The organism is Mucilaginibacter lacusdianchii (assembly GCF_009770985.1).
GTDB lineage: Bacteria > Bacteroidota > Bacteroidia > Sphingobacteriales > Sphingobacteriaceae > Mucilaginibacter > Mucilaginibacter lacusdianchii.
Window position 1 is genome coordinate 109074 of record NZ_WSRW01000003.1, and the last position, 15023, is coordinate 124096.

Sequence of the window (15023 nt, forward strand, 5' to 3'; positions counted from 1 at the left end):
ATGAAAAAACTTTTAATAATACCGTTTTGCTGCCTATTGCTTTCGGCATCTGCACAGCAAAAATTGGATGTACAGGCTCACCGTGGTGGCATGGCTTTAATGCCCGAAAACACGATTCCGGCCATGTTAAATGGCGTAAAAATCGGCGCTAAAACTTTAGAACTGGATGTTGTAATATCGGCAGACGGAAAAGTGGTTGTATCACATGACCCATATATGTCGGCAGTGTTTATGACCAAACCGGATGGTTCTTATATTACCAAGGAAGAAGAAAAGAATCTGGCTTTGTATCAGATGTCTTACGATAGTATCAGCCGGTACAAATCAGGAATAAAACCACATCCTATGTTCCCTGAACAGATGAAATTGGTTACCCGTAAACCGCTATTAAGCGATTTGATTGATAGCGTAGAGGCCTATGTAAAGGTGAATAAGCTAAAACCGGTTTACTATAACATCGAAACTAAATGTTCGCCTATGGGCGACGGAAAGTATAACCCTGCGCCAGACGTTTTTGTGAAAACCATGATGGATGTAATCAATCAAAAGGGTATCAAGAAGCGAGTTATGATTCAATCTTTTGATGTTAGAACTTTACAGGTATTGCATAAAACGGAGCCTAAGGTTAAATTGTCATTGCTGGTTAGCGGAAAAATGCAGCTATCTGAAGAGCAGTTGAAAAAGTACGGTTTATCTGCCAAAGAAGTGGCCGACTATTTTAAACAAGTGAACTCAAAGAAAGGCGGCCTGGATGATGATTTAGCAAATTTGGGCTTTGTGCCGGATATATACAGTCCGTATTACAGCGGAGTGGATGCAGCAATGGTAAAAAAAGCGCATGATAAAAAAATGCAGATCATTCCATGGACGGTGGATAAAGAAGAAGATATGACCACTTTAAATCAATTAGGTGTGGACGGTATTATTTCCAATTGTCCTGATAAATTGGTAAAACTATTCGGCTCTTATCAAAAGTAAAAACACATTTACTTAGTTGATTTATGTGCAACGCCTGTATAGGCAAAACACAGTCAAATCATAATGATAAACGAACAAGCCCCTCACATAATTCTGAGGGGCTTGTTCGTTTATAAAAAGGTGTATATTACCCAAAGTTGATTTTTATGGTGCGAAGGCCTCCACGCTGATAGATACATAATGCCCATTTATCACTAAATTCAACATTTTAACCACGCCATGATTGACAATTTCCCATTCTACCTTTGCCTAGTAATCACCATACTGTTGTTGATTATGCTGGCTAATAAAATTAAAATCGCTTATCCGGTTTTGCTGGTTGCTGCCGGCTTACTCATCAGTTTTATTCCGGGTATACCGGAGTTACATATCGAATCTGAACTGATCTTCGTCATCTTCTTACCGCCGTTATTATATGATGCGGCATGGCAAATTTCTTGGAAGGAGCTGTGGCACTGGCGGCGTATTATCAGCAGTTTTGCGTTTATTATTGTGTTTTTTACAGCATTGGCTGTGGCGTTGGCAGCTAATCATTTTATTCCTGGATTTTCTTTAGCGCTGGGCTTCTTGTTGGGCGGTATCGTGTCTCCGCCGGATGCCGTAAGTGCTGGGGCCATTCTCAAATTTGTTAAGGTGCCAAAAACTATTTCATCAATTTTAGAGGGCGAAAGTTTGTTAAACGATGCGTCGTCGCTTATCATATTCCGGTTTGCCATGATAGCGGTTGGTACCGGGCAGTTCATTTGGTACCAGGCAGCCCTTTCATTTGTATGGATGCTTTTAGGCGGTGTAGGTAGTGGGCTGCTTATTGGCTGGCTGATGATGAATGTACACAAATTCTTACCCACGGATGCCAACATGGATATCATCCTAACCTTGGTTACACCGTATGCTATGTATATAACGGCCGAAGAAATAGGTGCCTCGGGCGTGCTGGCTGTAGTAGCGGGCGGGTTATTGCTCTCTAACAGACGGCTGCGGTTTTTGAACAGCACCTCACGGTTGCGAAATGTAAACGTGTGGGAAAGTTTAAGCTTTATTTTAAATGGGCTGGTTTTTATGCTGATAGGCTTGGATCTGTCGCAAATTACAGCCGAACTTGGCGATGTAAGTTTAACTACCGCTATCGGGTACGGCCTGCTGATTACGCTTGTGCTAGTTGTAATGCGATTAATATCTGCATACGGGGCAGTAGTATTTACGTTAATTGCACGTAATTATATTACGGTAGCAGATTCCCGCAATCCGGGTGTTAAAGGGCCATTCGTGATTGGTTGGGCGGGTATGCGGGGTGTTGTTTCGCTGGCTGCAGCTTTATCTATACCGGCCACCTTGCCTGGCGGTGCAGCTTTTCCTGAACGAAGTTTGATTTTGTTTATCACGTTTGTGGTTATTTTAAGCACTTTATTGATACAGGGATTAACTTTACCTGTTATCATTAAACGCCTAAATCTTACGGATGTATATAATGACCAACCCAAAGAAGAGGAGCAATACTTAGACCTTAAAATACAACTCAAAGAGGTGGCTCTAGATTATTTGCACCATAATTACCAAAAAGAGTTAGAGCAGCATCCTGCTTTGCAGCAGATGGCGCAAAAGTGGCAGCTTCATTCAACAGAACCAGATGCTGCCGAACTAACCCATCAACCCAAAGAGATTTACCAGAATATCCTTGAAGAGCAACGCCGCTGGCTGATTCAAAAGAACCACGACGGTAACAAATACAGTGAAGATGTTATTCGGCGGCATTTGCTTTTCCTTGATTTGGAAGAGGAAAAAATGAGTTTCATATAATCTATTTATTTAGAGCTTGTTGCTATAATTAATTGGAAGAGCCAACAAATACTTGTTCAAACACGTTATGAAAGTGTTCACCGTATCCCACCCATTATGTATTTGATGATCGACTGGCACACGCTTTTTGTTAATGACTTGAATGTGGCTTATGCTTTGGAAATTGCTCTCCGAACCATTTTAATGTTTGCTTTTGTGTTATTGATGCTGCGGTTGTCGGGCAAAAAGGGGGTACGGCAATTAACAATTTTTGAGGTAGCCATCATTATAGCGTTGGGTTCGGCGGCAGGCGATCCGATGTTTAATAAAGACATGGCTATTTTACCGTCGCTGCTGGTGTTTGCCATTATACTTGGGTTTTACCGCTTGCTTACCTATATTGCAGCAAGGAGTGTTCGTTTTGAAAGTATGCTGGAGGGCGATCCGATGTATATAATTGAAGATGGTATGTTTACCTTACAAGAGGAAAGCGATAACACTTTTGCTAAAGATGAATTTTTTGCCGAAATGCGTGCAGAAAGCATTGAGCATGTAGGGCAGGTGCGTACGGCAGTTTTGGAAACTAACGGGCAAGTAAGCTTTTTCTTTTACCCGGATGGTGAAGTTCGCCCGGGGCTTCCTGTATTACCGAAGCCATACAGCAAGCGGTCTAAAATCATCAAGACACATGGCGATTATGCTTGTGCTTACTGCGGATATGTAGAAAGCCGGGGCAATAGTGGGCAATGCACCCGTTGTAAACATGAAGAGTGGGTGGAGGCTATAAAAACCCTTAGAATTGGCTGATAAACACCAGTCAAAAAAATAACTTTTAATGATAAATATAATATGAGCACAGAAAAAGCAATATTAGCAGGTGGATGTTTTTGGGGAGTAGAAGAGCTCATCAGGCATTTACCAGGTGTGGTTTCAACGGTTGTTGGTTATACCGGCGGCGATGTTCCTAATGCAACTTACCGTAATCATGGAACGCATGCAGAAGGTATCGCTATAACATTCGATCCGGAAAAGCTTTCTTACCGCAAGCTGTTGGAGTACTTTTTTCAGATACACGACCCAACAACAAGAAACCGGCAAGGCAACGATATAGGCATGTCTTATCGTTCGGCCATTTTTTATCTTACAGATGCACAACGCGATACTGCTAATGCCTTGATTGCCGAGATGGATGCATCGGGCAAATGGCCCGGAAAAATTGTAACCGAAGTTGTACCAGCTACTGATTTTTGGGATGCAGAGCAGGAGCATCAAGATTATTTACAAAAAAACCCATACGGGTACACGTGCCATTTTGAAAGGCCCGAGTGGAAGCTGTAAAGATTTGATTTGATAATAACTTTGGTTGCATTCCAGAACCTTGTTCGGCTTAATTCTGGAATGCAACCAATTGTTTAATAATGACCTTTGTTGCGTAGGTTTTAATAGTTTTTAGCGTTTATTAATTTACGCTTAAAGGCAAATCACACCAAAAAGTACTGCCTTTGCCAAGATCGCTGTGCACACCTATTTTGCCACCATGCCGCTTTATAATTTCGGCACTGATGTATAATCCTAATCCCAAGCCCGAATATTGAGTGCCCGAAAAGTCAGCCCGGTAGTGGCGGTCAAATAAGTGTAAAATCTTTTCTGCCGGGATGCCCGGTCCGGTGTCTCTAACTGATATTCTTACAAACTCGCTTTGCTGTTCTGCCTTCAAGTAAATGATAGGGGAGTCGGGTGCATATTTGACGGCGTTATTAAGTAAGTTAATCAGCACCTGTTCAATACGGTGCTCATCTGCATGTAACTGAAGGCTTTCATCACATTCAATATGCACTTCATGCTTTCCGTTGGCTACGATATGGCTGGATGAGGTGCGAAGCAAATCAATTACGGCAAAAGTTTTCTTTTGCAGTTGAAGTTGCCCTTCATTCATTCTGGTAGCGTTAAGAAGACTGTCAATCAGGCTAATTACCTTATCCACACTACGGCCGGCCTGATCAATCATTTTAGGTAATGCGGCAGAGGTTGGCGTATTTTTAAGACGCTCTAATATTTGCAACGCCATTTTAAGGCTGGTTATCGGTGTTTTAAGTTCGTGGCTGGCAACACTGATAAAATCATCTTTACGCCGCTCCAGTTCTTTTTTTTCTGTAATATCTGTAAATAACCCCACGGCACCGGTAACATTTCCTTCTATATCGATAATAGGTGCCGCATTCATCGTTAAATACATGCGACGGCTACCGGGTCGTTCTATGGCCAATTCGTAATTAAAAACAGGTTTTTTAGTAGCCATGGCCACCATGGTAGGGTGCTCACTGTCGGCCATAGGTGTACCATCGAGATGAATATTGTACCATTCAGGAGAATTGCTGGTTCTTTCGGGAAAACGCTCACTATTGGTGTCCAGTATTTGGTGAGCCATTGGGTTCGAATAAATGATTTGGCCTGATGTGTCTGTGATACCTACGCCTTCGGCCATATGATCCATTACCCGCTTTAATTGCTGCTCATTTTGTTGGAGTAACTGATTGGTACGTGTAGTTTCCGTACAAACCACCAGAATTCCTTCCGGAACGCCTTGCACTCCCCGTATAGGATTGTATGAAAAAGTCCAGTACACATCATCCAGCTTGCCGTTCCGGTATATGGGAATGAGCTGATCTTCCAGATAAACAGAATTTCCGGTGGTTAGAACACCCTCAATCATCGGGCTTATTATCGGCCATATTTCCTGCCAGGTATCTTCTCCCTTTTGCCCTAAAGCTTTAGGGTGCTTACTGTTTACACCTGTGCCCAGAATTTTTAAATAAGCATTGTTATAAAACTGGATTTTGTCTTTTCCCCACCAAATGAACATCGGAAAGCTAGAATCGAGCAAAAGGTTAACGGATGTTAACAGGTTGGCCGGCCAGGTATTTATGGGCCCAAGCATAGTACTGCTCCAATCAAAGGAGCGTATAAGGTTGCTCATTTCTCCCTTACCATAAATATAATTTGCAGCTTCTGCAGTCTCGTTATCCATATCTTTAATTATCCTGCAAATTTGCAGCGAGTACTGGTAAAGTAAAATAAAATGTGCTGCCTTTGCCCAAGGTACTTTCTGCCCAGATGTTGCCACCATGGCCCTTTACAATCTCACAACAAAGGTAAAGACCAATTCCGAAGCCTGCAATATGTTGCGTTTCGTTTCCTTTTACCCGGTAAAATCGCTCAAAAAGTTTAGGTAAATCTTCTTCCTTAATGCCCATGCCTTCGTCTTGAACGCTCATCTGAGCTTGTCCATTTATGGTAACACAAGCTACTTTTATGGTTGAGCCTGCTGGTGAATATTTTACCGCATTGCTGATAAAATTCTCAATAACATGTCCTATCTTTTCCCTATCGGCCATTATCCAGGTTTCATCAACAGGTGCAAACACTACCTGGTGGGTGGTTACAGAAGCAAGAGATTCTTCTTCGGCTTCTTTTACCAGTAAAGCCAGGTCAAACCGTTCCTGGTCTATATGAATTTTACCTGACTCGAGCCGGGAAACATTCAGGAAACCGTTAATCATTTTGGACATTTTGCCCAGCTGCTTGCCGGCGCGCTCTAGCATGCCAGCAGCTACCGTGTCGCCGCTTGTTGATGCTTTTTTTTGTGAAACCTGCACATAACTAAACGCAGAGGTAAGCGGCGTTTTTAACTCATGGCTTACCATACTGATGAAGTCATTCTTACGCTGCTCGTTCTGTTTTTGCTCGGTGATGTCTAACACAGTACCGAGTATGCTCAATGGCTTGCCACTTTCATCTTTTTCAATAACACCGCTTACCCTTAACCATCTTACAGAAATGCCGTTTTGTGGTTGAAGAAGATAGTCTGTTGTAAAGGGAGTATTGTTACGAATAGCGTCGGCAATTGCGTTTTGTATCGGCGCTCGGTATGCTGGGTCTATCCAGTCAAAAAATGCTTCCAGCGTAAGTTGCCTGTCTTGTTCTACACCATGCAGTTCTCTGCTTTTTGTAGAAAGTTGTAACTCTCCCGACACCAGGTTTGCCAGCCATGTTCCCATGCCTGCCGACTGTAGCGCCATTTGCAAAGTTTGTTCGCTGCGTGTAAGATGATTATTAGCTTGCAAAAGGCTTTGTTCGCGTTCCTCTAATTGCTTGTTGGTTTTGTAAAGGTTTTGCTGAGTTTGCCGCAACTCTTCATTAACGGTTTCCACTTCCTTGTTGGTTGCGGCCATCTCTTCATTGGTAGCCTTTAATTTATTTACCAAATTCTGTAATTGTTCCTTTTGCTCTTTTTGCTCGGTGATATCAACGCTAGAACTTATATAGCCTGCAAAAGTGTTGTCTGAACGGAAACGCGGTGTACCCCTGGCTAACAACCACCTATATCCTCCTTGGTAGTTTGGCATACGAAACTCCCATTCCCAGGGCTTCTTTTCTCGAAAAGCCTCTGTGAAAATTTTCATGACATAATCTTTGTCATCCGGGTGCATGGCGTCTATCCACCCAAACTTCATCAGGTCTTCTGTTTTTTTTCCGGTTAAGTGAACCCATGCCTGATTAAAAAATACAGCAGCACCGGTTTCATCACCTACTGAAATGAGCACTTCAGTTCCTTCGGCCATTAACCGGAAGCGTGCTTCACTCTCTAGTATGGAAGCTGCGGCATTGTTGATTTCTGTAATATCTCTGGTAGTGCCGGCTACAGCTTCTACTTCACCGTTTTCATTTACAACGGGGGTGAGAATATAATCATATATCCGCCTGCCTAATGTGGCGTGCGGAAAAGCAACTTCGCCCCTAACAACTTCTTTAGTTGCACGTACATGGTCAATCTCACGTTCATGCATCAGGGCATGCCATTCTTCGTAGCCGTTTTCGCGCAAACCTTTTCCAATAGCGGTATCCCAGGTTTTACCCCACATATCCAGCAATGCCTTGTTGGCATATGTAAAACGGTATTCCAAATCAAAAACGTAAACCAGGTCAGGCGTGCAAGATGTGATGGTTTCGTAAAACCTTTTTTGCTGCTCTGCTTTTTCCTTTTCTTCCCGCAAAGCTTCCTCTGCTTGGGTGCGTCCGGCTAGGGTACAAAAAATGCCTGTTGGCTCGTCATGCTCTCCATATATGGGTGTAAAGCTAAAATCATAGTACGCACTTTCGGTATTGCCGTTTTTATGTAATGCAACATGCTTCAAAGAAGCAGATTGTCCACTAAGTACTTTGCGAAACTCAGGTTCAAATACCGGCCATAGCTCGGGCCATATATGCATACCAGGTTTGCCTAAAGCATCAACACGCTGGTTACCTAAAACAGTAGCAAATGAGTCATTATATATCAAATTGAAATCTTTTCCCCAATATATAGCAGCCGGAAAGTTTGCGTTAAGGCAAATACCTGCAGCCATACGCAGGCTCGGTGGCCATAATTCGATGGCGCCAAAAGCGGTTTGCGACCAGTTAAATTCCAGGATACGTTGGCTCATCTCACCTCCACCCGTTAAAAAAAATAGAGAAAGGCTTGATGGATTAGCTTTGTATATCGGTGCACTCATAGGTTGCGTAGGAGAAAATCTAAAATTATGTGCCAAATTAATTATTATATAATTGTTTTTCTTGAGACTTATGTGATATAAAAACAAGAACAATTAAAAATTTTATATCAACACCTTCTGCCGTTTTACTTAAGTATAACACGCAAAAATTTAAATCTGCATGTTAAAAACCCGTTGTCAGTGTTTGTATTTATTAAATAAATAAATTCTGAAATAGTTTAGCGCTTCAGTTAATATTTAAATGAAAGCCAGATGTGTGGTTATAAGCAATTCAACAATCGAAATACAGGTTTTATTTAATTAATTTGAATGTTTATAAACGCCGTGGTAATTATGGAACAGGTGCTCCGAAATCAAATTGAAAAAATAGTAAAGCTAACAGATGAGGAGTTTCAGTTTGTACTATCGCATTTTACGGTACGCACTTACCGTAAGCATCAGTATTTGGTACAGGCAGGTGATCCGGCGCCACATGATCATTTTGTAGTTAAAGGCTTGCTGAAATCTTTTTATGTTGATGACGCTGGCAAAACGCATATCATGCAGTTTGCCATGGAAGATTGGTGGATATCCGACCCACAGGCTTTTCATAATCAAACCTTGGCTACGCTGAACATAGATTGCATAGAAGATACGCAAGTGCTTTACATATCTTATGATAACCGCGAAAAGCTATGCGCCCGTATGCAAAAAATGGAATACTTTTTTCTGAAAAAGACGGCGGCAGGCTATGTGGCTTTGCAGCGACGGATATTGTCGCTCATGAGTCAAACAGCTGAGGAGCGTTATCAGCAGTTTATTGCGCTTTACCCGTCATTATTGCAGCGTTTGCCCAAAAGCCTTATTGCTTCTTATCTGGGCATTACCAGAGAAACGCTAAGCCGCTTACCTGTATAGTAGCGTGACCTGTATCACACATATTTTGTGCGATACATCCTTTGCCAGCTATTAGGCCATGTTCAAATTTGCAGCTTTAATAAATTATCAAACAAAATAATTTTATAAATGCTCAGTTTGAATATGGAAAAGATAGCATTAGTAGTAGGGGCAAGCGGCATTACCGGCAGCAACCTTGCCGAAAAGCTGATTGCCCAGGGATGGACAACTTACGGATTGGCCCGAAATCCCAATACAGAAATAAATAATCTATTGCCGGTTTCAGCAGATTTATTAAATACCAGCAGCTTAAATACGGCATTGGCTGATATTGCGCCTACACATGTATTTATCACCAGTTGGATGCGTAACGAAACAGAGGCTGAAAATATTCGGGTAAATAGTTTAATGGTGCGTAACCTGTTGGATGTGCTGTCGGCCAAAAAATCTGTGCAGCATGTAGCTTTGGTTACCGGGCTTAAACATTATTTAGGTCCGTTTGAGGCTTATGCCAAAGCCGGAACATTGCCGGTAACGCCGGTACGCGAGGAGCATCCCCGTTTGGAAATTGAAAATTTTTATTATGCGCAGGAAGACGAGGTGTATGCGGCTGCCGAACGAAATGGTTTTGCCTGGAGCATACACCGTCCGCACACGGTAATTGGCAAAGCGGTAGGCAATATGATGAATATGGGTACCACCTTGGCAGTATATGCCAGCATATGCAAAGAAACCGGCAGGCCATTTCATTTTCCCGGCTCCGGCGCACAATGGAACGGGCTTTCTGATGTTACCGACGCTCGTATACTAGCCGAACAGCTAATATGGGCATCAACCACTGATGCCGCGCATAACCACGCATTCAATATTACCAACGGAGAAGTGTTTAGATGGAACTGGCTATGGTATAAATTGGCCGACTGGTTTGGTGTGGAAGCCACCGGTTTTGACGGCACCATTCATTCACTGGAAACCGAGATGGCTAATGATGGCCCGCTATGGAAAGAAATCGCTATAAAGCATAACTTAAAAGAGTATGATTTAAACAGGCTGGCGTCGGCCTGGCACACCGATTTAGATTTAGGGCGGCCTATTGAAGTAATGACAGATATGTCTAAAAGCCGTAAGTTAGGTTTTACCGCCTATCAGGATACCCGCGAATCGTTTTTTGATTTGTTTGAGAAGTTAAGGGAAGAGCGGTTAATTCCATAAATATTTATGTGTGAAGCGGCAAAACAAAAGCCGCTTCACACATCCATTTATCCATTAAGCATATCTTGCAAGCATCCGCATTTTGGCTACATATAGCTATAAATAGAATTCGCTTTACAATATGCACTTCTTCATTAATGAATATGCATTGTTAATTGCTTTGTAGTAGTAATTTGCTAATAGTTAACATGTTGTTGTTTTTGTGATAGGCTGTGTTTAACTTTAAGTAAACTTATCGCATATGTCAGCTTGGGGACCTTTACAGCAACGCTACGAAACTGTCCGGCCGCGAAAGATACTAGCCTTGGATGGGGGCGGTATACGGGGCATCCTTACGCTCGAAATTCTGGCAGCTATAGAAAGCCAGTTAAAAGCCAAGCTAAACCAAGATGATAGCTTCCGGCTTTCAGATTACTTTGATTATATAGGTGGTACCAGCACGGGTGCTATCATTGCAGCAGGCTTGTCGTTGGGGATGTCGGTACAGCAGTTGATTTCATTTTATGAAACCAAAGGCGAAGCCATGTTCGACAAAGCTTTTCTGCTTGAAAAAGTGAAGTACTTTTATCATGATGGCCCTTTACTTAATGAGTTAAAAGCAACCTTCGGATCGGGCAGTATTGATTTGCGGACAGGTGTTTTCAAAACCTTGCTTTTAGTAGTCACCATGAACCGCTCAACGGATTCGCCCTGGCCAATCAGCAATAACCCGATGGGGTATTACAATAACGCTCAAAGGCCCGATTGTAATTTACAAATACCCCTTTACCAATTGGTAAGGGCCAGTACAGCAGCACCTGCTTATTTTAAGCCGGAAACTTTGCAATGGAATCCGGATGATCCTGATAAAACCTTTGTTTTTGTAGATGGTGGCGTTACGCCTTATAACAATCCAGCTTTTTTGATGTACCGTATGGCTACGCAATCAGCTTACGGGCTAAATTGGCAAACGGGCGAACGCAATTTATTAATTGTATCGGTTGGAACAGGTTCGGCAGCATCCACAGGCGTTTATGACAACATCTTGGAAACACTAAAAGAACTGCCCGGCAATTTGATGTATGCCATGCAGGTAGATCAAGACATTAATTGCCGTACGGTTGGACGCTGTATTTACGGCGCACCGATAGACCGCGAACTGCACGACATGATACCCATGGATGCAGCAGGTAATGTGTTAAATATTGATACTGATGCCAACCGGCATTTTTCATACTTGCGCTACAATGCCGATTTAAGTGTAGAAGGACTAACCGCACTTGGACTAAGCCATATCAATTCTGATAAAATAAGAGAAATGGATTCTGTAAAAAATATACGACAGTTGCGGGAAGTTGGACAAAAAGCAGCGGCTCAGGTAAATGTAGCCAAGCATTTCGCTTCGTTTTAAAACGCTACTTTGCGGAATGAAACATTATCTGCTTTTTACAGGCCATATGATAGATAAGGATGGACGAAGTGAAAAGCGTTTTCCACAGGATAAAGAAATATCAGCAAAAGAGAAAATTAAGCAGGTATTAGTTGATATATCAGCTACCATTCACGGGCCATTTGCGGGCATTGCCGGTGGTGCCTGTGGCGGGGATATTCTTTTTCATGAGTGCTGTGCAGAACTGGGTATTCCGTCAAAAATGTATCTGGCCTTGCCGCCCAACGAATTTAAAATCACCTCGGTTTCATTTGCAGGCAAAGATTGGAGCGAACGATTTGACAGTTTAATACATCAATTACCAGTTGTAGTACTGCCAGATAACGTATATGCTGGTGAAGGCTACAATATCTGGCAGCGTGCAAATTTGTGGATGCTTGATGCAGCACTTCAAAACGGTCGCGTTAACATGACACTGATCGTTTTATGGGATGGCAGCCCCAGCAATGCTGAAGGCGGCGCAGCACACATGGTAGAAATTGCAAAATTGCAAAGGCTGACTATAGCACACATAAATACGGCTTTGCTTTGATGCTTAAACCCCCAACTTGTCAGCCATTGCTATTGTCCTGGCTTTAAATTAAGGAGCGAGTTATGCATCCAGCCAATGATTTTAATGCTGCGTACTTTGCCGCTTTGTTTTTGTAAAACCTCGTTTTGGCTGTTTACCAGATAAACTTTACACCACTGCCCGTTGGTTTCGATCAAGCCAACTTCATATCCTGCACCAAGCTTTTTAATAATAGGCGAGTTGGTAGATGATCCGTTGCGGAAGTTTGTTCCATCGGTGTTTACCACGTAAACTTTGCCGGTATTATTAACGCTTCCAAATACCTGTTTCTTAAATTCATTCCACGGAAAAGCCGGACCCGGATCGGGTTTGCGCGCCGGTGAAATATCATCATGCCCAATGGCTGTTATCAGGTGATAGGTATTAAACAACTCCTTACATAATTTATATAGTGCCTGTAACTGAGCATCAGGGAAAATATGCCAGAAATGGTTATCCCGGCCTGTCCAGAACTTATGTTTATGCTCAAGTTTCACAAACTTTTGAGCATCTGTTGCAGGGTAAGTTTTAAAACCACTGTCGGTACTTCTTCTAAAGCTGCCGTCGGTAAGCCTTTCGGCAAAGCCGGGGTTTACAATTTCTATCCCTATGGCATGAAAGTTTAGGTTGTCGGTGCCATCCCATGTGCTAGTGCCTGCATGGTTGGCGCGCCGGTTAAAAGGAATAAGTTGTGTAATGGAGCCATCATAATCAAGCACGATGTGTGCCGCAATTTTATCAGGGTTGTTGCGGGTGTCCATGAACCAGTTAATAGCAGACGATGCTGTATCTGTTGCTGTGTAATGGATGATTACGTAATCAGGATCTATCAAATCCCTTACATTGCCCGATTTGGAGATTTTAATTTTGTCATCGGCACCATCAGGCACCAGCCAGTGATTTTGAATTTTCATGTTATAAGGTTTAGCGTATTTTAAGCTATCAGAGCCCGTGGCGGATTTAACAAATATTCGTAAGCCGCCATAATGGGTTTAAGTTTGCTGAGTTGTTGATCAAACTTTTTGATGATTAAGCCATCGGTATCCAGCGTTTTGGCCTGGTCATAAGCCTGTTGAAAGTTTTCCATTTGGCTTAATCCAAAGTAAGCCTCTGCCTTGTTTACCAAAATCCAGATTTGTTGCTCCTTTAACGTTTTTTCCTGCGATGCTTTAATCTGATCGTCAAGCAAAATAGCTTGCTGTTGATTATGAGCGGTTTGGGTAACTGTAATCCAATCTTCTTCACACATTCTAATCACTTCATGCCTTATTCGCTTGGCCCAAACCATATCGGCAATTTTTTCCTGCTCGGTGTCATATACATCAGAAGCTGCACGTGCGTTCAGTAAAAAAGCCAGGTTTACCGCTTGGTAACGTGATGTTAATAAATAGTAACTACGGGCTGCATAACTGATGGCTTTTTGAAGATGCTCACTTTTTAACGTGTTAAAAAAAAGCCTCTTTTCAATTTTTGCTGCTAGCGCAACGGTTTCAGGATCATTAGTGTCTTTTAAATCAAGCTCCGCTAAGATATTTATAGCTTTGTTTAGTGCAGTTGTTTCATCTGGCTGTTTACTTTGAAAGGTAGCTAAAGCTAAACGCTGAATGATATAGGCAGTGTTAGACATAATCTGGTCTTCACAGCCTTGTTTAAGAATTTGATAAGCCGCATTATAAAAAGTTGTAGCGGCAACAAATTGCTCGCTGTTAAGCGCAGTTTCGCCTTGCTTTATCAGTGTAGATATGGTTTGCAGTGCTGCATCATCATTTTGTTGAGCAATCACATTAGCCAGGTTTTCCTTGCTTTCGTTAACGGCTTTATTTACTTTTTGGGCCAGTTCATCTGCTTCCTTTCTTAACGATGGGGGAATTAATAGATCGTAAAAAGTGTAAACCGGGCTATCCGTATCCGGATCAGATCTTTGTAGCAAAGCGTCCAGCATTTCACCTAAAAGTTTCTGAAACCTCAATACTTCGTAGTAATCTATATTAAGACCAAGATGGGTATATTTTGTAATTAAAATGTGATTTAAATCGAAGGGATAAGATAAGTGATCTTCACTGATGACGATAGTAGTATACGGGCGTAAAGCATGCCTGATTCCTAATTCATAACATGCGTTTGGATTGGCGGTTGATATATCTGCAATAACAATATCAGCTGTAAACAATTGCTCATACATTACCTTGTCTATAACCCCTGCGTGCCTTATCTCATCGGCTCGTACACAAAGCAGGTTTTTGCTTTCTACAACAGGTTTAATCAGCGCATGATAGGTATAATCCAAATCGAGCTTGCGCCCGGTAGCAAAATCGGTTTTTAAACCAAATCCCATTACAACAAAGCACGACTTCTGATTTTCCATACCGAAAGTGGTTATTGCTTATATAAAGCTATATGATATAAAATTAATTAGCAAGTGTATCTTGTTGATTTTGAGAATATTTATGGTTTATTGATTAATAATGTGCAAATAAGTTTCTGGGAATGTTTAACTAATAATGTTTCCGGTTTGACGATGGGTTAAAGTACCTATCAGTTAAAGTATAACTTAATTATTACATAGCTTATGCGCTGTATTAGGTAAGATTTACTAGCTTAAAGAAATTAGTTAATGCAATTTTTAAAAAGTTGCATTTTTTTGGTGAAA

At 41.9% G+C, this 15023-nt stretch carries 12 protein-coding genes; 8 read left to right on the top strand and 4 right to left on the bottom strand.

Going from position 1 to position 15023, the window contains the following annotated elements:
* From GPM24_RS14125 to msrA, 4 genes are all read left to right on the top strand, one after another.
* On the top strand, window positions 1-978 hold the full coding sequence (locus tag GPM24_RS14125) for a glycerophosphodiester phosphodiesterase family protein (RefSeq protein ID WP_158827459.1): 978 nt from the start codon (window positions 1-3) through the stop codon (window positions 976-978).
* 219 nt (window positions 979-1197) lie between these two features.
* Window positions 1198-2775: a Na+/H+ antiporter gene (locus tag GPM24_RS14130; RefSeq protein WP_158827460.1), complete on the top strand. Its 1578-nt coding sequence runs from the start codon at window positions 1198-1200 to the stop codon at window positions 2773-2775.
* A gap of 96 nt (window positions 2776-2871) precedes the next feature.
* Window positions 2872-3561, top strand: coding sequence for a DUF421 domain-containing protein (locus GPM24_RS14135; RefSeq protein ID WP_233268839.1), 690 nt, complete (start codon window positions 2872-2874; stop codon window positions 3559-3561).
* Window positions 3562-3603: 42 nt separating this feature from the next.
* Window positions 3604-4092 carry a peptide-methionine (S)-S-oxide reductase MsrA gene (gene msrA / locus GPM24_RS14140; RefSeq protein ID WP_158827461.1) on the top strand — a complete coding sequence of 163 codons (489 nt, stop codon included), beginning with the start codon at window positions 3604-3606 and terminating at the stop codon, window positions 4090-4092.
* Between the two features lie 121 nt (window positions 4093-4213).
* Here msrA and GPM24_RS14145 read toward each other — a convergent pair whose 3' ends face one another.
* Complete coding sequence (locus tag GPM24_RS14145; RefSeq protein WP_158827462.1) at window positions 4214-5782, bottom strand: PAS domain-containing sensor histidine kinase; 1569 nt, start codon at window positions 5780-5782, stop codon at window positions 4214-4216.
* Window positions 5783-5786: 4 nt separating this feature from the next.
* Window positions 5787-8306: a PAS domain S-box protein gene (locus GPM24_RS14150; RefSeq protein ID WP_158827463.1), complete on the bottom strand. Its 2520-nt coding sequence runs from the start codon at window positions 8304-8306 to the stop codon at window positions 5787-5789.
* 309 nt (window positions 8307-8615) lie between these two features.
* On the opposite strand from GPM24_RS14150, the gene GPM24_RS14155 reads away from it, so the two are divergent.
* The 4 genes from GPM24_RS14155 to GPM24_RS14170 all read left to right on the top strand — a co-directional run bounded on the left by GPM24_RS14155 (window position 8616) and on the right by GPM24_RS14170 (window position 12355).
* Window positions 8616-9203, top strand: a complete 588-nt coding sequence (locus GPM24_RS14155; RefSeq protein ID WP_233268841.1) for a Crp/Fnr family transcriptional regulator — start codon at window positions 8616-8618, stop codon at window positions 9201-9203.
* Window positions 9204-9311: 108 nt separating this feature from the next.
* Window positions 9312-10394 (top strand): SDR family oxidoreductase, encoded by a 1083-nt coding sequence (locus GPM24_RS14160; protein ID WP_233268843.1) that lies wholly within the window; start codon window positions 9312-9314, stop codon window positions 10392-10394.
* A gap of 241 nt (window positions 10395-10635) precedes the next feature.
* Entirely contained in the window at window positions 10636-11784 is a 1149-nt protein-coding gene (locus GPM24_RS14165) for a patatin-like phospholipase family protein (protein ID WP_158827464.1), read from the top strand.
* A gap of 16 nt (window positions 11785-11800) precedes the next feature.
* A complete protein-coding gene (locus GPM24_RS14170; RefSeq protein WP_158827465.1) occupies window positions 11801-12355 on the top strand; it encodes a hypothetical protein in 555 nt (184 codons plus the stop codon).
* 29 nt (window positions 12356-12384) lie between these two features.
* On the opposite strand, the gene GPM24_RS14175 is transcribed toward GPM24_RS14170, so the two are convergent.
* Complete coding sequence (locus GPM24_RS14175) at window positions 12385-13287, bottom strand: N-acetylmuramoyl-L-alanine amidase (protein ID WP_158827466.1); 903 nt, start codon at window positions 13285-13287, stop codon at window positions 12385-12387.
* A 20-nt stretch (window positions 13288-13307) separates the two neighbouring features.
* Window positions 13308-14738 carry a tetratricopeptide repeat-containing protein gene (locus tag GPM24_RS14180; protein WP_158827467.1) on the bottom strand — a complete coding sequence of 477 codons (1431 nt, stop codon included), beginning with the start codon at window positions 14736-14738 and terminating at the stop codon, window positions 13308-13310.
* Window positions 14739-15023 lie beyond the last annotated feature (285 nt).